This is a genomic window from Acinetobacter vivianii (genome assembly GCF_014635885.1).
Taxonomy (GTDB): domain Bacteria; phylum Pseudomonadota; class Gammaproteobacteria; order Pseudomonadales; family Moraxellaceae; genus Acinetobacter; species Acinetobacter vivianii.
This window is the reverse complement of record NZ_BMDR01000004.1, coordinates 255,100-277,433: the sequence shown is the minus strand read 5'-3', so window position 1 is coordinate 277,433 and position 22,334 is coordinate 255,100. Positions and strand designations below refer to the sequence as shown.

21 protein-coding genes are annotated in these 22,334 nt (G+C 41.2%); 12 read left to right on the top strand and 9 right to left on the bottom strand.

What is annotated here, in order from left to right; genetic code table 11:
• Positions 1-86: 86 nt before the first annotated feature.
• A complete protein-coding gene (gene efp, locus IEV36_RS10255; protein ID WP_004652839.1) occupies positions 87-656 on the bottom strand; it encodes an elongation factor P in 570 nt (189 codons plus the stop codon).
• 86 nt (positions 657-742) lie between these two features.
• Between efp and epmB the strand changes: the two genes are divergently transcribed.
• Genes epmB through IEV36_RS10240 form a run of 3 tightly spaced genes read left to right on the top strand, consistent with a single transcriptional unit; the run spans position 743 to position 5,599 of the window.
• Positions 743-1,759, top strand: a complete 1,017-nt coding sequence (epmB, locus tag IEV36_RS10250) for an EF-P beta-lysylation protein EpmB (protein WP_005258556.1) — start codon at positions 743-745, stop codon at positions 1,757-1,759.
• 13 nt (positions 1,760-1,772) lie between these two features.
• Positions 1,773-3,527 carry a cyclic-di-GMP receptor FimW-related protein gene (locus tag IEV36_RS10245; RefSeq protein ID WP_004770456.1) on the top strand — a complete coding sequence of 585 codons (1,755 nt, stop codon included), beginning with the start codon at positions 1,773-1,775 and terminating at the stop codon, positions 3,525-3,527.
• A complete protein-coding gene (locus IEV36_RS10240) occupies positions 3,509-5,599 on the top strand; it encodes an EAL domain-containing protein (protein WP_005258558.1) in 2,091 nt (696 codons plus the stop codon). Before IEV36_RS10245 ends, IEV36_RS10240 begins: the two co-directional genes overlap by 19 nt.
• Positions 5,600-5,698: 99 nt before the next feature.
• Here IEV36_RS10240 and rpmE read toward each other — a convergent pair whose 3' ends face one another.
• The 4 genes from rpmE to IEV36_RS10220 all read right to left on the bottom strand — a co-directional run bounded on the left by rpmE (position 5,699) and on the right by IEV36_RS10220 (position 9,806).
• Complete coding sequence (gene rpmE / locus IEV36_RS10235; RefSeq protein WP_004770458.1) at positions 5,699-5,923, bottom strand: 50S ribosomal protein L31; 225 nt, start codon at positions 5,921-5,923, stop codon at positions 5,699-5,701.
• A 199-nt stretch (positions 5,924-6,122) separates the two neighbouring features.
• Positions 6,123-7,097, bottom strand: coding sequence for a bile acid:sodium symporter family protein (locus IEV36_RS10230; RefSeq protein WP_171068038.1), 975 nt, complete (start codon positions 7,095-7,097; stop codon positions 6,123-6,125).
• 133 nt (positions 7,098-7,230) lie between these two features.
• Complete coding sequence (gene gloA / locus IEV36_RS10225) at positions 7,231-7,632, bottom strand: lactoylglutathione lyase (RefSeq protein ID WP_004770462.1); 402 nt, start codon at positions 7,630-7,632, stop codon at positions 7,231-7,233.
• A 2-nt stretch (positions 7,633-7,634) separates the two neighbouring features.
• A complete protein-coding gene (locus IEV36_RS10220) occupies positions 7,635-9,806 on the bottom strand; it encodes an AmpG family muropeptide MFS transporter (protein WP_005258565.1) in 2,172 nt (723 codons plus the stop codon).
• Positions 9,807-9,990: 184 nt separating this feature from the next.
• Between IEV36_RS10220 and IEV36_RS10215 the strand changes: the two genes are divergently transcribed.
• The gene (locus tag IEV36_RS10215; protein ID WP_005258568.1) at positions 9,991-12,627 is read left to right on the top strand and encodes a Lon protease family protein; all 2,637 of its coding nucleotides are present in this window, start codon (positions 9,991-9,993) and stop codon (positions 12,625-12,627) included.
• A gap of 38 nt (positions 12,628-12,665) precedes the next feature.
• Here IEV36_RS10215 and IEV36_RS10210 read toward each other — a convergent pair whose 3' ends face one another.
• The 3 genes from IEV36_RS10210 to surE all read right to left on the bottom strand — a co-directional run bounded on the left by IEV36_RS10210 (position 12,666) and on the right by surE (position 15,442).
• Positions 12,666-13,595, bottom strand: coding sequence for a LysR family transcriptional regulator (locus tag IEV36_RS10210; protein WP_004770466.1), 930 nt, complete (start codon positions 13,593-13,595; stop codon positions 12,666-12,668).
• A gap of 136 nt (positions 13,596-13,731) precedes the next feature.
• The gene (locus IEV36_RS10205; RefSeq protein ID WP_005258569.1) at positions 13,732-14,562 is read right to left on the bottom strand and encodes a peptidoglycan DD-metalloendopeptidase family protein; all 831 of its coding nucleotides are present in this window, start codon (positions 14,560-14,562) and stop codon (positions 13,732-13,734) included.
• A gap of 109 nt (positions 14,563-14,671) precedes the next feature.
• Complete coding sequence (gene surE, locus IEV36_RS10200) at positions 14,672-15,442, bottom strand: 5'/3'-nucleotidase SurE (RefSeq protein WP_004770469.1); 771 nt, start codon at positions 15,440-15,442, stop codon at positions 14,672-14,674.
• Between the two features lie 102 nt (positions 15,443-15,544).
• Between surE and IEV36_RS10195 the strand changes: the two genes are divergently transcribed.
• Positions 15,545-15,919 (top strand): MCR_0457 family protein, encoded by a 375-nt coding sequence (locus IEV36_RS10195; RefSeq protein WP_004770470.1) that lies wholly within the window; start codon positions 15,545-15,547, stop codon positions 15,917-15,919.
• Positions 15,920-16,019: 100 nt separating this feature from the next.
• On the opposite strand, the gene IEV36_RS10190 is transcribed toward IEV36_RS10195, so the two are convergent.
• Complete coding sequence (locus IEV36_RS10190; protein WP_005258570.1) at positions 16,020-16,379, bottom strand: VOC family protein; 360 nt, start codon at positions 16,377-16,379, stop codon at positions 16,020-16,022.
• 328 nt (positions 16,380-16,707) lie between these two features.
• On the opposite strand from IEV36_RS10190, the gene IEV36_RS10185 reads away from it, so the two are divergent.
• The 7 genes from IEV36_RS10185 (at position 16,708) to hflD (ending at position 22,316) form a co-directional block, all read left to right on the top strand.
• Positions 16,708-17,112, top strand: a complete 405-nt coding sequence (locus IEV36_RS10185; RefSeq protein WP_004770474.1) for an MCR_0457 family protein — start codon at positions 16,708-16,710, stop codon at positions 17,110-17,112.
• A gap of 127 nt (positions 17,113-17,239) precedes the next feature.
• A complete protein-coding gene (gene dacC / locus IEV36_RS10180; RefSeq protein WP_004770475.1) occupies positions 17,240-18,388 on the top strand; it encodes a D-alanyl-D-alanine carboxypeptidase PBP5/6 in 1,149 nt (382 codons plus the stop codon).
• A gap of 91 nt (positions 18,389-18,479) precedes the next feature.
• Positions 18,480-19,022 carry a gamma carbonic anhydrase family protein gene (locus tag IEV36_RS10175; protein WP_005258571.1) on the top strand — a complete coding sequence of 181 codons (543 nt, stop codon included), beginning with the start codon at positions 18,480-18,482 and terminating at the stop codon, positions 19,020-19,022.
• A gap of 64 nt (positions 19,023-19,086) precedes the next feature.
• Positions 19,087-19,854, top strand: a complete 768-nt coding sequence (locus IEV36_RS10170; protein WP_005258572.1) for a DUF4262 domain-containing protein — start codon at positions 19,087-19,089, stop codon at positions 19,852-19,854.
• 85 nt (positions 19,855-19,939) lie between these two features.
• Positions 19,940-20,428, top strand: a complete 489-nt coding sequence (locus tag IEV36_RS10165) for an NUDIX hydrolase (RefSeq protein WP_005258573.1) — start codon at positions 19,940-19,942, stop codon at positions 20,426-20,428.
• 4 nt (positions 20,429-20,432) lie between these two features.
• Positions 20,433-21,566, top strand: coding sequence for a tRNA 2-thiouridine(34) synthase MnmA (gene mnmA / locus IEV36_RS10160; protein ID WP_005258581.1), 1,134 nt, complete (start codon positions 20,433-20,435; stop codon positions 21,564-21,566).
• An 18-nt stretch (positions 21,567-21,584) separates the two neighbouring features.
• Positions 21,585-22,316 carry a high frequency lysogenization protein HflD gene (gene hflD, locus IEV36_RS10155; protein WP_004770483.1) on the top strand — a complete coding sequence of 244 codons (732 nt, stop codon included), beginning with the start codon at positions 21,585-21,587 and terminating at the stop codon, positions 22,314-22,316.
• Positions 22,317-22,334 lie beyond the last annotated feature (18 nt).

Below are 22,334 nucleotides of genomic sequence, written 5' to 3'. Positions count from 1 at the left end.
AATACTTTGGCATAAAAAAAGGGATGATTGTTCATCATCCCCTTCGATAATTGTATATCTTGCGTAGCTCAGCTACGCCTTCACAATTATGCACGCTCTAGGTAGTCACCAGTACGGGTATCTACACGAACGCTTTCTTCTTGCTGTACGAATAATGGAACACGTACCACAGCACCTGTTTCAAGTTTCGCAGGCTTACCGCCACCGCCAGAAGTATCACCACGTACACCCGGATCAGTTTCAACAATTTTGAGTACAACGAAGTTCGGTGGGCTTACGGTTAAAGGTACGCCGTTGAACAACATAATTGTACATTTTTCATTTGAATCGTCTTTTAACCATTTCGCAGCATCACCCATTGCTGTTTTATCAGCAGCGATTTGCTCGAAAGATACAGGATCCATGAAGTTCCACATTTCACCATCGTTGTAGAGGTAGTCCATTTCCACTTCTACAATATCAGCTGCTTCTAAAGAGTCACCTGATTTGAATGTTTTTTCTAATACTTTACCAGAGCGAAGGTTACGTAATTTCACACGGTTAAATGCTTGACCCTTACCTGGTTTTACATATTCATTTTCCATGATTGAACATGGGTTGCCATCAAGCATAACCTTAAGGCCTGCTTTAAAATCATTTGTAGAATAATAGGCCATGAAAGGCGCACTCCAAACTTAAAACTCAAATCTATTAATGCTAGACTAGGCAGACAGCTGCGGCTAACACTATTTTTACGTATGGCATGATAAACTATTTACATCAAGAGCAAAACTGGCAATCGCAACTCAGTGACCTAATTACTGATCCTTTAGAGCTGTTAAATCTGCTTGAGTTATCTACCGATCAGCTATTATCAGGGGCAATCCTCGCCTCTGAAAAGTTTAAATTGCGCGTCCCGCGTGCATTCGTCGGAAAAATGAGCATTGGCGATCCGCTTGATCCCCTGCTACTTCAAGTCTTGCCACATCATCTGGAACTGGAAGAACATCCCAAGTTCGTGACTGATCCTCTCGGTGAGGAAGCAGCCAATCAAATGGCGGGAGTTCTGCATAAATACCAGTCGCGTTTTTTACTCACCTTGACTGGTGCCTGTGCAATTCACTGCCGCTATTGTTTCCGTCGACATTTTCCCTATCAGGAAAACCTGCCTAAAAATGACGACTGGATCAATATCAAAGCCTATATTGAACAAAATCCACAGATCAATGAAGTGATTTTAAGTGGTGGCGATCCACTGACTTTAAGTAACCGAAAACTTGCGTTGTGGCTAGAACGTCTAGCATCTCTCCCTCAGATCAAGATATTGAGAATTCATTCACGCGTTCCGATTGTGATCCCGAACCGCATTGATGAAGAGCTGATTTCTATATTAAAAAACAGTAGGCTACGCATTGTAGTAGTGGTACACTCAAATCACGCAGCTGAACTCGATGATTTCACCTGCTCAAAGTTATTACAGTTATCACTGCACCATATTACCGTGCTCAATCAGGCGGTTTTACTGAAAGGTGTGAATGATTCTGCAGAAACTTTAAATGCATTGAGTTTCCGTTTATTTGAAGCACGAGTAATGCCCTATTACCTTCATGTTTTGGATAAAGTCAAAGGCGCTCAGCATTTTGATTTAAGATCTTCAGAGATAGATCATATATACACTGATGTATTAGCAAGTTTACCAGGCTATCTGGTACCAAAACTTGTCAGGGAAATTGCGGGCGAAAAAAATAAAACACCGCTTTTTGGGGTTCAAACGTTCTGAGATTGATAACACAATGATGAATAATGCTTTTTCGGATATTTTTCAAATTCCAACTGTCTTGAGACGAGACAAACTCAGCTTTTGCGATACCAATTCGAAAAGTCTAAATGAATGGATTTCCAATTTATCCATCATGCAGTTGGGTGATACCTCTAAAGCATTATTTGCAGCCTTACTTGAACTGAGTGAACTCGAGTGCCCTGAAACTTTACGTTTTGATTTGGTTCAGGTACTGCACCCAACCATTGAAAATGTTTTGGGAAGTCTGGAAAAGAACTTTTTCAATCAGGGCGTGATCAGTTCAGATCGTAATGAGCACATTATTGAACTGGCCATGTTACTGCGCTGTTATTTTGCAGCGATTTATATCAATATCGTCCGCCGTAGTAACGATCAGCTCGATCAACAGAAGTTCTCTATCTTTGCTTTAAACCAAAAGAAAAATCTGCAAACGGCACGTACCCTCGCAACTTTTCAGTCCTTGCAACAACTGACGCAACTGCTCTATCAACAACATATGTTGTATAGCGAACCTGTAGCTGGACAATGGCTGATTGCACATCAGCTCTATGATGCAGCAGTGACACATAAATATCAGCATACCAATCTGGATCAGGTACAAGGCAAACCGAATGCATTAAGCAACATCTCACAAGCCTATGCACAATTGATTTTGATGGATATTTTTAATACCAATCAAATTCGCCAATCCGAAATTCAAGCGTTATTCCAGTGTAGTTTTGACTGGGCAAAAATGGTTCAGATCCTGACCAAAGAAACAGACCTGACCAAATATGTAGTCGACACCACCAAAGACCACCCACCCATTTATAATAAAAAACAAAGCTCTGGCTTTAATCCAAATATTTTTATTAGTACGCATAGCTTACTGGATCACGTCACGGCAACCCTGCATAAAAATGCAGAGTATGTTTCCAAGAATGAGAAGATCTATTTAACCCCTGCATTAAAATTCCATGTGCAAACCATTCTGGGCACGACGGCAGAACGTCGACATGAGCGTTATGAATATTCGGCTCAATTGCATATCTGTTTTGGCTTACTTACTGCTCACTTTTACCTATCTAAAGCCAAGAATTTTTCAGAAACACTGCTGTTAGATCACAGCTATGGTCTACAAAATGAATCAAAATTTATGTCTGCTTGGGATAAGAAAGGCTCAACGGACAATCAGGAATCGGCCATTCAACGTTTAAGCCGTGAAAGTAAAGCCGTTTACCAAGCTGATATCCTAGATATTAGTGTGAACGGTTATCGTATTAAATGGTCTGGGGAGGCACCAAAGAACTTAAGAACAGGTGAATATATTTTAGTTAAAGAAACATCGCATGGGCATTGGCGTGGCGGTGTGATTCGTTGGCTCAAACAATCGACCGAGAAAAGCCTGGAACTCGGCTTAGAAGTGCTGGCACAGGAGATCTTCCCTTGTGCGGTACGTGTTCAGGCAGATCGCCACATCAGCAATTATCATCCTACACTTTTATTAAAAAACCAGAATTTGGATGAAACCAAAACAACTTTAATTTTACCAGGTTCACAAATTTTTCGAGAACACCAAGCTGTTCATTTAAGATTGGGGAAAGAGGAAGTAAAAGTGTATTTATTAAACGCACAATTAATAACCCAAAGTTTTGTTCAATTTGATTTTGAACTGCTGAATGATGAGGAACAACCGATTCTTCAGCGATATATGGCACAAAAGAATATGGACACCATTGATCAAGATTTATGGGAAGCTTTAAAGTGAGAAATTCTTTACTCTCTAAAAAATTAAAACGCACTGAAACACGTTTATTGATTATTGATGACAACCAGCTTCGTTATAATCAGATTTCAGCTTTATTTACGGCTCAAGATCATCAAATCAAAGCAACTTTGCTCGATGACCTTAAAACCTTCGAAAAACAGCTTAATTTACCTTGGGATATCGTTATTTTTGGTCGGGCCTACGACTTAAAAATCGAACAGACCCTCTCCCTGATTCAAGCTTCATCGCAACCAAGTTTGCCAGTTCTGTTACTCGAACCTGAGGACTATAAAGCCGATCAATATCAGGCTTATATCCATAAAGGCATTTATGATATCTTGAATCTAAAATCCCCAGAAAAATTCTATATCAGTATTATTCGTGCGCTTTCTTACAGTCGCTTAGTACAAGCAGAACATCGCTTGCTCAATGAGCTAGAAGCTGCACAAACGCAAGCGCAATCACTGGTTGCAGAAAGTCATAAAGCGGTTGCCATTTTGCAGGAAGGTATTCACATGAATGTGAATGCTGAATACGCAAATCTATTTGGTTTTGCCAATCCAGAAGAATTAGTTGGCTTGCCAATTTTGGATGTGTTACAGCCAGAAGACTTAAGCCAGTTTAAACTGCGCTTTAAAAAGATTTCTCAAGGGCAGTTTGAACAAGGCCGTTTTGAACTTCGCACACAAAATTCAACGGTGAAGCAAAATCCCCTTCATTTAGAATTCTTACCTTCAGGCAATGAAGATGAAATCCAGCTCAATATTGAATGTGGCACTTCGTCTCAAGCGGCAGCAACGCCTTCAACAGCCGCACCTGCCGAAAAAGCGTCGAGTTTAACCAGTGCCTTACAACACATTAACCGTCAGCTGACCAATCACCCTGCAAATGCCAATGCGCTGGTTTTATTCAGCTTAAGCAATTGCCCAAGTGAGGTTTTTCAAACCGATTGGCGTGGGACGCGTGCGTATTTTGCCAATATCCCTCACTTCATTAAAGAACAAGTGAATGTACCTGTGTGTCAGGTTGAACATGGTTTGTATGTCTCATTATTTCAAGCAGAATCAAAGAGCGTACTCAATTCGCTTCTGATTGGTTTGAATAGCTTACAAAAACCGCAACTGGTGGTGACCGATCATTATACCTTCCCGCTGCATTTAAAATTAGGCTATTGTGAAATTACCCAACCAATTGCAGATGAAGTTCGTTTTGAACAGGTTTTAACCAAGGCTTTTCTGGTTCCTCTACCTGTGTTTAATAGTCCGAAAATTGATGCAGATATTGGCCTGACCACAGAACATATTCCTGTTGCTGTACAATTAACTCTGCTACAAGAGCTGAAAAAGAAACTTGATGCTGGCGATATCCATCTGAAATATCAGCAGCTCTATGACAAGCAGGATCAACACACACATACTTATGAAGTATCTGGCGGGTTTATCTATAATAATCAGTGGCAGGATTTAAGTGATCTTGGCGACTTGAAAGATGATCCTGAGCTATCTATTCAACTCGATCGCTGGATTCTTGTTGAAGCCTGCAAGCAGTTACACAACTTTATTACCCAGTATCCGAAAGCGAAATTGATTGTAAATCTCAATCATCACGTCTTGCTGAATGATAAAAAGCTACCAGAACTGGTGGCGAAGCTGTTAACCATTATTGGCAGTAAACAAGCTCATCCTTTAATTTTGCAGTTCTCTGAACAATCACTGCAACAAAACCTGTCACAGGCACAACCGCAAATCGCTTTGTTGCGTCAGCACGGTGCCGAGATTTCAATCCGCGGTTTTGGTGATTCTCTCTACAGCGATTCGATGTTGCAGCAAATCGATGTTCAGTATCTAAGCTTGCATAGCAAACTCACCCAAATGCTGAGCGCTGAAAAAGACATGGCGACACTACAAGAGAAGATTTTGCACTTTATCGGGCAAAAACCTGTCGAAATCTTTTTAACCGAACTCAATGATATGAACCTGTTTGCCAATGCATGGAATGTTGAAGCGCGCTTTTTGCAAGGCAACTATTTCCAGAAAAAACTGGATCGTCTTACTGACGTACAGGATCAATAACGCCTTCTTAGGATTGAGGAACTGCTGCAAGTGTTCCTCAATCCAATAATCCACAGGCATAAAAAAACGGGCATATAGCCCGTTTTTTCTTTCTTGATATTAACGTTTGATAGAACGTGACATACCAGAGAAACGTTGTTTGAATTTGTCGATACGGCCGCCTGTATCCACATTCTTTTGTTTACCAGTATAGAATGGGTGGCAAGCTGAACATACGTCAAGGTAAATTGTTTCTTTACCAAGCGCAGATTTAGTTTCGATAACGTTACCACATGAACAAGTAGCAACTAATGTTTCGTATTTAGGGTGAATATCGGCGCGCATGGTCGATGCTCCTATTTAGTAAGAAAGGCTTAAGCTGTTATCGCAATTGATCACTCTCAACATGAGGAAAGCAAAGTGTTTTCACACTTGCAGATCAACACCACAACAGACCATTTCTTTTGACTCACCGAGACTCTAACGGTCAGAGCAAAGCCAACAAGTGGCGAGCATTATACGCCAATAAATTAAATTTTGCGAACTATTCTTGATTCGATTTTGACCAATGATTCGCAATAATGCCACAGACCATGAGCTGGATTTGATGAAAAATCATAATCGGCAGCACAATCATTCCCAAAGGCTGTCCAATAAACAGGATCTGCGCCATCGGGACACCACTCGCCAAGGTTTTCTTAGAGCCACAAAAGAAAATCGTAACCTGATCCGCTCGTGTAAAGCCTAACCATTTTGGCACATATAAAGCCAGCAACATCACGATGGTTAACAGTACCGAACATGCCAAGATTAAATAAAACAATGTCAGGCCATTCACCTGTTGCCATAGACCAGCAATCACGGCGCTACTAAACGCACCATAGACCACCATCAGAATCGATCCCTGATCGAAAGCCTTGACCAGACTTGGCATTTTAACCATATAAGGGAAAATATAAGGACGTAGCAACTGACCTAACACAAATGGTACCAGTAGCAACAAAGTAATTTGCAGAATCGATTCGGTCGGATCAAAACCATGCTGACTTTGGCCTAAAATAAAATAGCTGACCAAAATCGGGGTAATCATCATGCCGACAATATTAGAGAAAGACGCACTACACACTGCCCCAGCCACATTGCCTTTGGCCATAGAAGTAAATGCAATTGACGACTGCACTGTTGATGGCAAGAAGCACATGAACAGGAAGCCCCAATAGAGTTGCTGACCGAGTAACGGCTCTAGCACGGGCTTTGCCAATAACCCAATTGCTGGAAAAACCAAGAAAGTAAAAGCAAACACTAAAGCATGCATTTTCCAGTGCAGCATGCCTTCAACCACAGCTTCACGTGAAAGTTTTGCCCCGTGCAAGAAAAAAAGTACGGCAATTGCAACAGTCGTAAGAATATTAAAATAATGTGCAACCTGACCTGAAACTGGAAAAAAAGTTGCCAGTATCACCATCACAACCAATAAAATTGTAAAGCGGTCCAATGCCAATAATTTCAACATAACTATCCCTATCCACGCTAATAATGAAAAAGCCCAATATGGCGAATAATTCAACCATTTGATCAAATTACTCATCATACTGGGCTATTTAAATAAAGCTAGCGTTTTAGGCCAAAAATCTTGAACTTTAAAGCCAAGATTAGTTGTTATAGGCATCCTGATCTTGTTGAATCAATTCGACTTTATAGCCGTCTGGATCTTCTACAAAAGCAATAACCGTCACACCACCTTTCATTGGACCCGCTTCACGAACGACTTTACCGCCACGTGCCTTGATTTCTTCACATGCTTTATAAGCATCGTCTACACCAATCGCAATGTGACCATAAGCATTGCCCAAGTCATAGCTAGAAGTATCCCAGTTATGGGTGAGCTCAAGTACGGTATTGTCTTTTTCATCACCGTAACCCACAAATGCTAACGTAAAACGCCCTTCTTCATAGTCACGTTGGCGTAGCAATTTCATACCAAGTACCTCAGTGTAGAACTTTAAAGACTGTTCTAAATTACCTACTCGTAGCATCGTATGTAACATGCGCATAGTTATTCACCTTTCTGCTGTGTTGTCTGGTTTTCATGATCACGTAAAAGTTTCGCGACCCAAACCACAAGAACTAAAATTGGGATACCAATTAAAGTCGTCATTAAAAAGAAATTCGGATAGCCAATATTGCTGACAATTGTTCCCGAATACCCACCTAACAATTTAGGCGTAAGCGTCATAAGAGAACTGAAAATCGCATATTGAACGGCTGTAAATGATACGCTGGTTAAGCTAGATAAGAAGGCGATAAATGCCGCACCTGCCAAACCAGAGGCTAAATTATCGATAATAATCGCCAAATACAACCATAAAGAACTATAGCTCTTAATCACCTTACCTGAGAGTTCAACAGTTCCAGCCTGATCTGGATCAATCACCGCCACAGGCTGAATATCAATATCTAGTGCCTCTGCATGTGAAGCAGTATCGATACGATATTGTCGTGTTGCCAGTAATTCATGGCCAGCATTATTTTTCATATTCGCCAAAGCAGTAATGGTTTTGCTACTAGATGCTTGCAACAGCTTGCCGTCTACCGCACCCGTAAATAAACCATTGGAATCAACTTTCGCGACAAATTCCTGACCATCGAGTTTTAAAACAACAGGACGTTCAGCATTTAAATCTTCAGCTTTGATTCCTGCCAACTGCCCTTTAATCACCAAACTTTGTTTTAACTCTTTTGGTGTTAACTGATCGTCATTACTAATCGGCAACAACTGGATTTGTGGCTGTTGCGAAGTAATTAAATAAGGCACTGCAAGTTGAATGTTTGAATCAGCTTGATTCTGATACTGGGTACTCACCTGAACTGAATTCGCTTTCGCCAAGACCTCATTCGGTACTTCCAACTTCCAATAGCCCACCTCATCGGTGTGTACCTGATAGCGTTGCTCACCCACCTGAACGTGTACCTGATCCAGTGGTTGACCAGATTTCACCAGACCAATGAAAATCAAATTGGTTGAACTTGCCAGCACCGCACCCACAAACATCAGTTTCATAATGTTCATACGTTGCGCCAGCAAACCGCCAAGGAAACCACCAATCAGGCTAAATAAAACGCCATAGATCTTCACAGCTTCCGCAATCTGTTCTTTACTAAAGTTCAGATCCTGATAGAACACATTGGAAATGACCCCTGCAATGATGTCCGAGATACGGAAAAAACCAATGAGCAATAACAGCACCAATGCTAGCTTGACACCATAACGCTTAAAGAAGTCCAGAATAGGCGCAACCCAGGTTTCTTTCGCCATTTGCTGATTCACAACACCGATTTTGACCAGTCCAAAACCAATCAATAGCGCTGCTGCTGTAGCTGTTAAAAAGCGTAGTGCTTCCAGACCAAATAATGCGGCTGTATCTTTAATATCTGCTGATTTAGAAATTGCTTCAGTCACATTACCTGAATAGATATAACTCACCACGAATGTAGCGACTGCAACAAAAAACACAAAGACCAAACGATAGTAATCAGTGGTTTTGTAGTGCTTATGGATGCGATTGACCTGAGGCTCACGTACACATAGCGTGGTGATAATACCGACGACCATGACTGCAGCCATAGTTAAATAAGTATATTTCCAAGCCTCGTAAATATAGTTCCCTTTTGCAGTTCCGAGATAAGCAGCCAAGAACAAAGCACCAGCCCCTGCAACAATCATCCCGATACGGTAACCAGCATTGTAAGTTGAGGCTAATACCGTCTGCATTTCAGTTTCAGCCAGCTCAATACGATACGCATCAATCACAATATCTTGCGTTGCCGCCGAGAAGCCCAGTAACACAGCGCCCACAGCCATCTGGATCAAATAACTCTGTCCAAGTGCTGGATCAGAAAATGCCATGATACAAATCGCACAGATAATCAAGCTTTGTGCAATCAGCAACCAAGCACGACGGCGACCCAAGCTTTTGGTTAGAAATGGAACTGGCAACTCATCAATCAGCGGTGCCCAGACAAATTTAAAAGAATATCCCAATGCAGCCCAACTGAAAAAGGTGACTGCACTCTTCTCAATGCCCGCCTCACCTAGCCATAAAGACAAGCTAGAAAAAATCAATAAAATCGGTATCCCCGCAGAGAAACCAAGAAATAACATAATCAGGGCACGGCGATCTAAGAATGCTTTAAATGCCGAAGCCCACCCAGTGGCTTGTGTTGTCATTGGTTATTATTTTCCAATAATCTATAAATGTGCTTATTCAATCGTTTCTTGCTCTTGCTTGCAAGTTGCTTTATGCAATCATTCTTTTGTTTTGTCGATAAAAAACACAAGTTCGCTTGATCTTTAGGTCCAAAACTGTATACCTTTAATTACTCAACTTACGTTTATTTGTTGGATAGCAACAGTGACCCAAAAACTTGATCAAATGACTGCAACAACTTTATCTTTAACACCAACAAACACGATTACAGCGAAGATCAATTCATTTCCAAGCGCTTTTGAGCAGACGGACATACAACCAACACTGATTAAAACAGCACTACGTGCAGACCAACTCACACATATTCCAGATTTAGCGGAAATACCAAGTTCAACCAAACGAATCAAGCCGCTTAATAACTTCTTAGGACAAGATCGCGCACGCGCTTCGGTTGAGGCGGGTATTGCCCTGCCTTATTCTGGCTATAATATTTTTGCTGTGGGGACAGCTGGACTGGGTAAGCGCACCATGATCAAGCGTTTACTACAACAACACGCCAAAACCATGCCAACCCCAGACGACTGGGTATATCTCAATAATTTTAAAAATCCGCGTCAACCGATTGCTTTACGCTTTCCAGCAGGACAAGGCGTTAAATTCCAGAATGCCTTACAGCAAACATGGCAAATTATTCTTAAACAATTAGAACGCCGCTTTAGTGCCGAAAGTTATCACAACCGCATTGAACGTATTCGTCAGGCTACAGGTGATGTCCAACAGCAGGCACTGGTCGAACTCACCAAAGAAGGTGAAGAACTCGATTTAAAACTGATTTCGCGTAATGACAAACATGTCTTTATTCCGATGCAACTCAAAGATAATGAATATCATGAGTTGACGCAGAGTGACCTGAATACCCTGAATAGCAAAGAGCGTGCTGAAATCACCTCAAATATTCGCTATATGGAGAAGAAACTTGAGCGCCTCGGATTACATCTCGGTGATCTGGAAGATGATGCACGCGATCAGGTTTCAAGTCTAAATCGAGATATCGCAACGCAAGTGGTCACGCCTCGGGTAGAATCGATTTTAAATAAAAATAAAGACGTTACAGGTCTAGATTTATATTTAAAGCATTATGCAGAAGACATTATTGACAATGTTGAGCTCATTCTTGAACAAGAAGAGGATGACTTTACCCCAGCTTTATTCAACCGTGTTCCATCACGCTACCAAGCCAATGTCATCGTATCGAATAAACCGAACAGCGGTGCGCCAGTCATTTTTGAAGACTTCCCAACACACTACAACCTGTTAGGCCATGTTGAGCAACTAACCCATAACGGCACCATTACCACTGATTTTACCTTGATTCGTCCAGGTTCATTACATCAGGCCAATGGTGGCTTTTTAATGCTGGAAGCAGAGCAACTGCTTGAGCAGCCTTATGCATGGCAAGGTTTGAAGCGCGCATTAAAATCTGGTCAACTCAAACTGTCTTCACTAGAACACATGTTGACCCTAACAGGTAGCATTTCTATAGAACCTGCTTCAGTCCCCCTTGATATTAAAGTAGTTTTATTAGCAGAACCTGAAATTTACTATGAAATTTTAGAGGTTGAGCCTGAACTCGGTAGTGTTTTTAAAATTCGAGCTGACTTTACAGATACATTACAACGTAATGACAGTAATGAGCAGGCATATATGCAGCTGATTGCGGATTATGTACAAGCCGACAAACTATTGCCTTTTGATCGCTCGGCACTTGCAGCGTTACTGACGGATTCAAGTCGTCAGGCTGAAGACCAAAGCTCACTCTCTTTGCATGCCTCTACGCTGGGTGATTTAATTCGCGAAGCACATCACCATGCATTTAAAGCAGGTGACAAGATTGTGACCGATGAGCATGTCAATCAGGCATTGCATCACCGCCAATATCGCTTAGGCTATTTACGTGAACTCTACTGGCAGGATCTATCTCGTGGCACACAATTGATTGAAACCTCTGGACATCGTCTAGGACAAATCAATGCCCTCTCGGTGATTCATTATGCTGATGTCGAGTTTGGTTTGCCTTCTCGTCTCACTGCATCTGTTTATCAGGGTGGCGGTGATATTCTAGATATTGAGCGTAGCGTAGAACTCGGCGGCTCTCTACATGCCAAAGGTGTGTTGTTGATGTCGAGCTTCCTGAAAGCACATTTTGGTCGTGAACAAATCCTGCACTTCTCTGCCGCATTAGCTTTTGAACAAAGCTATGGTCAGGTCGATGGTGATAGTGCGACAGTTGCAGAATTGTCTGCACTGATCTCCGCAATCTGCCAGATCCCGATTGATCAATCTTGGGCAATCACAGGTTCGATGAACCAGTTGGGTCAAGTTCAGCCGATTGGTGGGGTCAATGCCAAAATTGAAGGCTTCTATGATGCCTGCAAATTGCAAGGTCTAACTGGCAAACAAGGTGTGATTATTCCGCGTCAAAACATGCAACACCTAATGCTACGTCAGGATGTCAGTGAAGCGGTCAAAGCGGGACTGTTCCATGTTCACGCGATTGACACCATTGATCAAGCTTTAGAAATTTTGATGGCACGCCCAGTCGGTACGCTGGATAAAAAAGGTCGCTACAGCAAAAACTCGATTTATGCTGCAGTGATGGAACAACTTGAGTACTGGCAAGCAATCGAAGACGGCGAAGCGGTTGAAGAGGACGAACCAAAGAAAAAGAAAAAGCGTAAAAAAGCCAAAAAAGATGAGGTGGAAGCAAAAGCCAAAGCAAGTGAAGAAAACACTGCTGAAGCGAAAACGCTAAAATCGATGAGTAAAAAGAAAAGCAAATAAGTAAAAAGGCCATGTTCTTCGGAACATGGCCTTTTTACTTAGGCGACACCCTGCAAGGAGCGTCCACCAGGTAACTGGGCAAAATATTGCTTCAAGGCATCAATACAACGATGAACCTTCATTGGATATTGTTCACGTTTAGACGTTAAAGCATGCAAGGTATAAGCTGGTAGTTGCCAATCTGGCAGAACCTCAACCAAAGACCCATTGATCAGCTCTTTTTGAATATCCATATAGAGAATACGCGCCAAACCATGTCCTTGCTGACATAACGCTTTGGCAACAAAAACATTATTGGTGCCTAAACGGGTTTTCATATCCACATTGACTACATCCCCGCTAATACCGTGACGGAATGTAAAATGCTGATAGTTTTGCATTAAAGTAATTGGAAGCAGCTCATGATGACGTAAGTCTTCAGGGCGGGTAATCGGTTGTGCCTGATTCAGATAACTTGGAGATGCAACCAGAACCTGATCTACACGTGCCAAAGGCACAGCAGACAATTGCTGATCTTCCATCTTCAAGCTCATTCGAATCGCAATATCAATACGCTCTTCGATCAGGTCAATATAACGATGGTCTGCTTCAAAATGAATCGCCAACCCTTTATGCGCCGACATCCAGTGAGACAATGCAGGAATGACGTGTAATGCACCCAATTCAGGTGTGGTGGCAATACGCAGATCTCCAACCAGATCATCACGTAATTCATTAATACGGATTTTGCCCCGTTCAGCCGCAGCCAACATTTCCTGACAACTGAGGAAAAAAGCCTGTCCAGCTTCTGTAAGACTGAGTTTTCGGGTTGAACGATGAAGTAGGGTCACATCCATTTCTTGTTCTAAAGAACGGATTTGTTGGCTAACCGCACTGGTTGTAATTCCGAGTTCCCTTGCTGCACCACTAAAAGAACTTTTTTCTACAACGCAAGCAAAGACCCCCATTGCACGCAATTGATCTAGCATAGACTTCCCTCTCAACTTAATTTATTAATATGCTTATTGTTCTAATGAAAGCAATCAAATTAAGTATACAAGGAAGTCTATTTTTAGACTAGGGGGATTATTAATAAATTATTGAAAGTTTATTAATAATCTTTAGTTAATTTGGTAAAACTGTGCTTGGGTTCACAGGTTTGCCATCTAGGCGAACTTGGAATTCCAACATGACTTGTGATGCGCCAGAAGACCCCATTTCTGCAATTTTCTGGCCAGCTGTCACATTATCACCACTTTTCACCAGCATTTTGCTGTTGTGTGCATAAGCTGTGATATAGCCATCAATATGTTTCACCAATACTAGATTACCATATTCTTTTAGGCCGTCAGCCGCATAGACCACCTGCCCATTTGCAGCAGCAAAAATTGGATCGCCAACATTACCACCATAGCGTGTACCTTTTACATTACTCGCCAGATTGAAAGTTTGAATCATAGCACCATTCGATGGTTTAACCCAACGCAGGCTTGATGCGACAGTCGAAGATGACGGATTCACTGGAACCGCTGGCACGACAGGACGAGGTACAACCGGTTGTGGTTTTGGCGCTACAGGTTGCTGAGTTGGTAAATTAATACTTTGACGCTGGATTGGAGCTGTTTGCGCCATCGCTTGCGTTGATGTGGTGCGCTGAGCAACTGAACCTTTTAAACGCAATGATTGATTGACATAAATACGATAAGGCGGTGCGATATCATTTAGTGCGGCAACATTAAGATAGTTCAAACCATAACGATTTGAGATCCCGCTTAAGGTATCACCTGAACGCACCGTGTAATAGTTTGGTGCTGGCATCGTATGACGTGCTCCACCATTGACTTGCGGTTTTGATGCACACCCTGTCATAACTGCCACTGTCGCAACCGCCATAGACAAAACGATTGTTTTAATCATTTTCTGTGATAGAAAAACCGAGACATGGTTTAAGTGCATCTTCGCCCTCATCGAAAAAACCTCAATTTATTTGCGCTAAGAGTATCAAAAAAGTGAGAAAAAACGAGTTCTCACTTTCTTTATTCACAAAGTTATAACATTCACACCATTATCCATTTACATGAGCATGTAAATTTTCCAGCACCGTGTAGTTGGTTGCATCCATCTGGATTGGGGTAATACTGACATAACCATTTGACACAGCAAAGAAGTCTGACTGAATAAAATCCGAGACAGGCTGCGGATCTGTCACCGCTTCACCTGCCAGTCCAATCCAGTACACCTGACGTCCACGCGGGTCAACATGGCTGCTGATCGGTTTCGATTGTGCCCTGCGCCCTTGATAAGTTACTTGAGCACCCTGAATCTGCTCAACATCTGGAATATTAATATTAAAAATATGGCGCGGCGGTAAAATTGGTAAACCTTTGGCAATAAAGTCATGTACCCATTGTGCTGCTTTTGCATAATGTTCTGGATGCTCGTATGCACGCACATTCGCACCCGCCAAAGATACTGCAATCGCAGGGTGTTTCATTAAACGCCCTTCAAAAGCTGCACCAACAGTCCCTGAATATAAAACATCATCGCCCAAATTTGCTCCACTATTGATTCCGCTGACCACCAGATCAAATTCAAAATCAAATAAGCCATTCATGGACAAATAAACACAATCTGCTGGTGTGCCATTTACCGCCCAGACATCTTCAGATATTTGAACAGGACGTAAAGGACGGTCCAGCGTTAATGCACTTGAATAACCACTACGTTCACTTTCAGGCGCAACCACAACCACACGACCTAAAGGTTTTAATGCTTGAGCCAAAGCCTGTAGGCCAGGTGCGAACACACCGTCATCGTTTGCTATCAAAATATTCACTAAAATCAATTCTCTTCAATGTTACTAAGCAGTTTTTTCAATTGAATTATTCTTTGAATTATATATATTTATGGCTTCTTAGTATTAAAAATTTACGCAGCCATGAGACATTTATCTAATTTTCTTAAAGTTTTTGGGGTGAGTTTCACGCTTTTTACAGCACCTGCTGTATTTGCAGATGAAGCGGTTTCAGTTAAAGAAGCAGATGCACTGATTAAAGATGATATTGCCAATGCACAAGTACTGATTGAGATGTGTCCAGCTCTGATTGGTAAAAATGCCAAATTTGATCAAAACATCAAAAAAATGGTCGGAACTTATTTAAGTAACTATTCTGACAAATCAGCTTCGCTTGAGAGTTTGCAAAAAGATGCTGAATTTAAAAGTTTGTTGAAGGATGCCCATGAAGCGGCAACTGAAGTCGACAAGGCTGAGCAAAAAGCTGTATGTGAAGAAGTATTGAATTTCGAAGGTTAATCACACTTTAGAATATCAGTGTGGTTTTAAATCTAGATTGTTTAAAACCACACCTTCTCCATTTCATCATCCACATCATATCCTTATATCGCTACAGCAATTACCACGCATCTGGCTCGCGAACCATATGAATAATATTTGCAGGGCTGGTAATCCATCCACCCTTAAAACCTTCGGGCAAAGGCTCAATCGCATCACAACGCACAACACCCGCTTCATTTAGATATTGAGCTGCCTCAGTAAAATCATCCGTAAATAGTTCAAGCCAAAGTTCTGCCTGACTCATCTCTGGCACGGCGGCGATCCACAGTTTGACTGGCCCGAATTCAAAACCAATATCAGGTTCTTTTTCTGTAATCTGTTTAAGACCAATCACATCCCGATAAAATGCAACCGTCGCTTCAAATTGATGAGGTGGAAGCTTTAATGCGATATCAACACCACCATTAAATCTATTCATTCTCTTACTCCTTACATTAATCTCTTGTTTTCTTTATCAATTCCTTCTCATCATTTTTAATTTTCCACCTCACTTCTTAATGGCTATTTTTTAATCTTGTTTAAGTCTATACAGGATGTCAAGTGAACTTATGCCAGCCTCCACTCACAGCGAAAGCAGGACGAATACGGCAGGAGAAAATCGCTTAAATCTATTGAAGAATTTTCAATTCTGAAAATTTAAACCCACACTTTCTCCACGTTTCCTACAGCAAACATACAATTTTTTACCTGCGTCTATGCTATAAGTTATTCAAATTCTTTAAGTCTTGTTCTGAGTTTGATTTCTTATGAAGAAAAATGTTTTTAAAACACTAGGTTTATCATTTCTCATCGCTTCTAGCGCTTTAGCTCCTACAGCATTTGCGGCAGATAAAAAATCTACGGATGCAGAAAAGATTGAAGTGACTCCAACTTCTGATAGCGTAACCAAGCAAGAGCTTGCAGCGATCTATGTTCTCTCTGAAATTTGCCCAAGCCTGATTGGCAAAGATTTAAAATTTAACAAAGCCTATGACAATCTGGTTAAAGCTTATTTAAATAATGACCCGAAAGCAGTTGAAACTTTAAATAAACGTGTAAAAGGCCAAGATTTTAAAGAGGCTTTAAAAGAAGCACGTAGTGATGCAAAAGCAGCATCTGACAGTGATAACCGTCAAATTTGTGATGATGTCCGTAATTATTATTCCAAATAAGATGAACAATTAAGGTTCAGGTTACAATACTGTATGAAAAAGCCGATTTCCCCCGTAGAAGTCGGCTTTGCTTTATCCTAAAATGCTAGGCTCGTCTGCTTCATACAAGATATTGGAACCACCTAGAATGACACACAAAAGCGCTCTTGCTGCATTATTACTTTTGCCAAGCTTTTCATATGCAGCAACTGTCCTATCCGCTCCACCAGAATTAAATAATAAATCCTACGTATTAATGGATTACGAGACTGGACAGATTCTCGCTGCCAAAAACGAAAATGAAAAACTTGCACCTGCTTCAATGACAAAAATGATGACAAGCTACATCATTGAGCAGAAACTTTTAAAGGGTGAATTGACTGAAAACGAACAGGTACGCATGAACGAATCTGCGTGGTGTCGTGGTAGCAGCTCTGAATCATGTATGTATGTTCCATTAAATGGCACTGCAACCGTTTTAGAAATGTTACGTGGGATTATCATCCAGTCAGGTAATGATGCTTCTAAAGCAATGGCTGAACATATCGCGGGCAATGAAGGTACCTTTGCTCATATGATGAACCAAGAAGCAAAGCGTGTTGGTATGGTGAATACTCATTTTATCAACTCAACAGGTATGCCAGCTGAAGGTCATTATTCAACAGCCAAAGATATGGCAATCCTTGCACAGCACATCATTAAAGACAGTTCTAAATACTATCCAATTTATTCAGAAAAAGAATTTGCTTTTAATGGCATCAAGCAAGGCAACCGTAATGCCCTGCTTTATACTGACCCAAGTGTTGATGGTTTAAAAACAGGTCACACCAATGAAGCGGGTTTCTGCTTAACCACTTCAAGTAAACGTGGCCCAATGCGTTTAATTTCAGTGATCTTCGGAACACCAAGCATGAATGAACGTGCCAATCAAACACGTACACTTTTGGCTTGGGGCTTTTCAAACTTTGAAACAGCCAATGTTCAACCAGCTAACCAAGTTCTTGCCAAAGCAAAAGTATGGTTTGGTAAACAAGACGATGTTCAAATTGGTTTAGCAGAAAACTTCAATGTGACCATGCCTAAAGGCCAAGCAGACAAAATCAAAACTCAGCTTGTGGTTCAACCTAAACTCAATGCACCTTTAGCAAAAGGTCAAGTTGTAGGTAAACTGGTTGCAAGCCTTGATGGTAAAGTGATTGCTGAAAAACCTCTGGTTGCATTAAAACCTGTTGAAGAAGCTGGTTTCTTCGCGCGCATGATTGACCATATCAAAATGTTCTTTAGCAACTTGTTCTAAATTTTAGAAGCGTTAGATTAAGCATTCATGCTCTTGGGTATGAATGCTTTTTTATTTTATAATTCCCCTAAATTTTCAAGCGAACGCTGCTATGCCAAAGAACATTCGTCCTTATCTCGACCAAAAACCTGATGTTGATTCTAGCTGTTATATCGATGAGATGTCGGTTGTTGTGGGTGATGTTAAATTAGCTGAAAATGTTTCGGTCTGGCCTTTTGCTGTGATTCGCGGTGACGTGAACTCAATTCAGATTGGTAAAAACAGTAATGTACAGGATCATTGTATGTTGCATGTCAGCCATAAAAACCAGTCTAAACCGAATGGTTCACCACTAATTATTGGTGAAGATGTAACGGTTGGGCACCATGTGACTTTACATGGTTGTACCATTGGCAGTCGTGTCTTGATCGGAATTAATACCGTTGTTTTAGATGATGTGATCATTGAAGATGACGTAATGATTGGTGCTGGTAGTCTTGTTCCGCCACGTAAAGTGTTAAAAAGCGGTTATTTGTATGTCGGTAGCCCAGTACAACAAGTGCGTGCACTGACTGAAAAAGAAATGGAATTTTTACCTTATTCAGCACGTCACTATGTGAAAGTGAAGGATAATTACAAGAATAGCGAAGATTAACTTCGCTTTTTCCTCTTCTATTCTTTATACATCGTTAAAAATAATAAACTTTTAGAGATATCTAATGAGCACTAATCATCCACATGATTGCCCCACTCCAGATGAACTGATTAATACAACTAAACTCAATATTGAGAAATATGGACTGCAAGTCGTAGGAATTAGTGCGACAGGCTATCTACCTTCTTTTAGCTATAGTGTCGGTTTGTATGAAAGCTATCAACATCCTGAAATTATATGCTTCGGATTACCAACTGACTTAGCCCATATGATTATCAATGATGTAGCGGATCTAATCAGAAATGGTGAAAAGATAAAATCTTATAATCATTATGGAAACATCTTCAAAAATAGTCGTGCTGAGTTTTTACCAGTAGATTTTAGAAATATTGAAGATTATTTTGGTGCTGCTTTAAATTACTACCAACACAACAACTTTTCCGCTTTGCAATTAGTCTGGACAGATCGCAATGATAAATTTCCTTGGGAAGATGAGTTTGAGGAAAGATTTATTCATGATCAACCACTCTTAGACCGAAATGCTGATTTTAAATTTAGAGAAGCTAAAAATTTAGGCGTCTTTACGACTAGCCAATGGTTAGAACATAACCAGCCTATTTTAAGAGTTGTTCATGACATTGATGGTGACTGGCAATTTTTAACAGGCGATCAAGAACAAGAAGATATTCGTCTTGTTGCTTTGGAACAAATGGTATTAAGAGATCCAACTCTGAATGAGGTGTTCGATCTAGACTACAATCAAGCAGCAGAAAGAGGCTTTATCGGTGGAAAATGGGAAAGATCAAATCTTGAAGATTATGAGGATATATAAGGCAATTATTTTGTCTAGAAATCTGACCATAGCCAAAAACTCTCAAATTTTGTAGAATACATTTTTTAAAACCATGGTGCTTTCTATGACCGCTTGGACACCTCATGTCACAGTCGCCACTGTAGTCGAAAAAGACGGACGTTTTCTGTTTGTTGAAGAACACAGCGAAGGCTTTGTACATACCGTGTTTAATCAACCTGCTGGTCATGTAGAATGTGGTGAAACCATTATTCAGGCAGCGATTCGTGAGACTCTGGAAGAAACAGGTCATCATGTTGAAGTCGATCATCTGCTCGGTATCTATACCTACACTCCTCCAATGTTCCCCGATCGTACCTATTATCGTTTTTGCTTCCTAGCACATGTCACATCAGTTGAAGAAAATGCACAACTGGATACAGGTATCGTGGGTGCTGTGTGGATGAATCTGGATGAACTACAAGAATCTGCACGAGCACGTAGTCCATTGGTTTTAAAAGCTATTGAAGATGCCCTTGCTGGCAAAAAATATCCTTTATCGCTTATTTATGAGCACCCTTTCTCTCCCTCATTAACTTCTCATTTGGATGCTTAATTAGATGCAACAACGTGTCATCGTCGGTATGTCTGGTGGTGTAGATTCCTCTGTTTCTGCCGCATTATTACTTCAACAAGGATATCAAGTTGAAGGTCTTTTCATGAAAAACTGGGAAGAAGATGATGGTACGGATTACTGCACAGCACTTGAAGACTTGGCAGATGCTCAGGCGGTTGCGGATAAAATCGGCATTAAACTACATACTGCCAACTTTGCCATGGAATATTGGGATCGTGTATTCGAGCATTTCCTCGCTGAATATGCTGCGGGCCGTACACCTAACCCAGATATTCTCTGTAATAAAGAAATTAAGTTCCGTGCGTTTCTCGACCATGCCATGACTTTAGGTGCAGATTTCATTGCAACAGGTCACTATGCGCGTCGTGGTGCAAGCATGCAGAATTCTCGTGGTGAAACCTATGCGCCATTACTCCGTGGTATCGATAACAATAAAGACCAGACTTATTTTTTACATGCAGTACATGGTCGTGAAATTAACAAGACCTTGTTCCCTGTAGGTGAAATCGAGAAACCAGAAGTTCGTCGCATTGCAGAAGAACTAGATCTGGCAACTGCCAAGAAAAAAGACTCCACTGGTATCTGTTTTATTGGTGAACGTCGCTTTACTGATTTCTTAAAACAATACTTACCTGCACAAGCTGGAAAAATTGTTTTGGAATCAGGTAAAGAAGTTGGTGAACATCACGGCTTAATGTACTATACGCTGGGTCAACGTGGTGGTATTGGTATCGGTGGTATGAAAGGTGTGCAAGAAGGCGCATGGTTCGTGCTGCATAAGGATATTGCCAATAACCGACTAGTGATTGGACAAGGACATGAACATCCATTGATGCAAAGCACACAGCTTTGGAGTGAGTCGATTGACTGGGTGGCTGGCGAACAGGATATTCCAACGACAGGTTTCCGTTGCACAGCAAAAACCCGTTATCGCCAACCTGATCAAGCGTGTACAATCTACCGCGATGAACAGACTGAAAATGGTGTGCGTGTTGAATTTGATGAACCGCAACGTGCGGTGACTCCAGGACAAAGCGTCGTGTTCTACTCAGGAGAGGTTTGCTTAGGCGGTGGTGTGATTCACCATACTAATGCACCTGAACCAGATTTTATTTAAGGAAATTGGAAGCGAAGCATGGTCGAGTTACCCTTTCAGCACACTCAAGCGTTGAATGTTAGACAAAACCGTGCTTTGGCATTGGCGGCAGTCTTTCAGGCAACTCAGCTAACGCATATGACAGCGATGGCGGGTCAACAAAGCATTGGTGATAGTGGTAATTTTTATTTTGAATTACTGATCAAGGCCAGCCTAAACATTCGTCCTACTTCAAATAAGGCGACTCAAACGCTCGATTTTTTTAATCAGCTTGCTGACATTTCCCTCGGTTTAAAAACTTTAGAAGGCTGCATTACCCAGCCTTTTAATACTGCACCAAAATCTCGTGTGCCAAAAATGTCGACTGCCAAGTTACCAATGTCCTATGCAATGGCTTTATTGCAACTGGAAAAGAAAGTCTACAGCAATCCTGAATACGTCAAAATTATTGAAACCGCCCAACAAAAAATCTTAAAACAGCTCTCTTTTTTCGATAATAATTATTTGCACCCAAGCATTATTGCCAACCTCGCACAAACCTATGTTGAAACCGCAGGCCAAATCAATCCGCGCATTTTAGTCCGTGGTAATGCAGAAGCATTTAAAGATATCAATCATACCAACCGTATCCGAGCTTGCCTGTTTACAGGCTTACAGCTGGCCCATTTATGGAAACAATCTGGCGGCAGCTCGTGGAGTATGATCTTTAGTAAACGCAAATTATTGCAAGATATTCAAGCTCTCGCTCGTTTGCAGTATCAGGTGGTATAGCCGATGCGCCAACGATTT

Coding starts and splice junctions, on each gene's coding strand:
- efp (WP_004652839.1), bottom strand. CDS start 656: ATGGCCTATTATTCTACAAATGATTTTAAAGCAGGCCTTAAGGTTATG.
- epmB (WP_005258556.1), top strand. CDS start 743: ATGATAAACTATTTACATCAAGAGCAAAACTGGCAATCGCAACTCAGT.
- IEV36_RS10245 (WP_004770456.1), top strand. CDS start 1,773: ATGATGAATAATGCTTTTTCGGATATTTTTCAAATTCCAACTGTCTTG.
- IEV36_RS10240 (WP_005258558.1), top strand. CDS start 3,509: ATGGGAAGCTTTAAAGTGAGAAATTCTTTACTCTCTAAAAAATTAAAA.
- rpmE (WP_004770458.1), bottom strand. CDS start 5,923: ATGCGCGCCGATATTCACCCTAAATACGAAACATTAGTTGCTACTTGT.
- gloA (WP_004770462.1), bottom strand. CDS start 7,632: ATGCGCATGTTACATACGATGCTACGAGTAGGTAATTTAGAACAGTCT.
- IEV36_RS10220 (WP_005258565.1), bottom strand. CDS start 9,806: ATGACAACACAAGCCACTGGGTGGGCTTCGGCATTTAAAGCATTCTTA.
- IEV36_RS10210 (WP_004770466.1), bottom strand. CDS start 13,595: ATGCTAGATCAATTGCGTGCAATGGGGGTCTTTGCTTGCGTTGTAGAA.
- IEV36_RS10205 (WP_005258569.1), bottom strand. CDS start 14,562: ATGCACTTAAACCATGTCTCGGTTTTTCTATCACAGAAAATGATTAAA.
- IEV36_RS10195 (WP_004770470.1), top strand. CDS start 15,545: ATGAGACATTTATCTAATTTTCTTAAAGTTTTTGGGGTGAGTTTCACG.
- IEV36_RS10190 (WP_005258570.1), bottom strand. CDS start 16,379: ATGAATAGATTTAATGGTGGTGTTGATATCGCATTAAAGCTTCCACCT.
- IEV36_RS10185 (WP_004770474.1), top strand. CDS start 16,708: ATGAAGAAAAATGTTTTTAAAACACTAGGTTTATCATTTCTCATCGCT.
- dacC (WP_004770475.1), top strand. CDS start 17,240: ATGACACACAAAAGCGCTCTTGCTGCATTATTACTTTTGCCAAGCTTT.
- IEV36_RS10175 (WP_005258571.1), top strand. CDS start 18,480: ATGCCAAAGAACATTCGTCCTTATCTCGACCAAAAACCTGATGTTGAT.
- IEV36_RS10170 (WP_005258572.1), top strand. CDS start 19,087: ATGAGCACTAATCATCCACATGATTGCCCCACTCCAGATGAACTGATT.
- IEV36_RS10165 (WP_005258573.1), top strand. CDS start 19,940: ATGACCGCTTGGACACCTCATGTCACAGTCGCCACTGTAGTCGAAAAA.
- mnmA (WP_005258581.1), top strand. CDS start 20,433: ATGCAACAACGTGTCATCGTCGGTATGTCTGGTGGTGTAGATTCCTCT.
- hflD (WP_004770483.1), top strand. CDS start 21,585: ATGGTCGAGTTACCCTTTCAGCACACTCAAGCGTTGAATGTTAGACAA.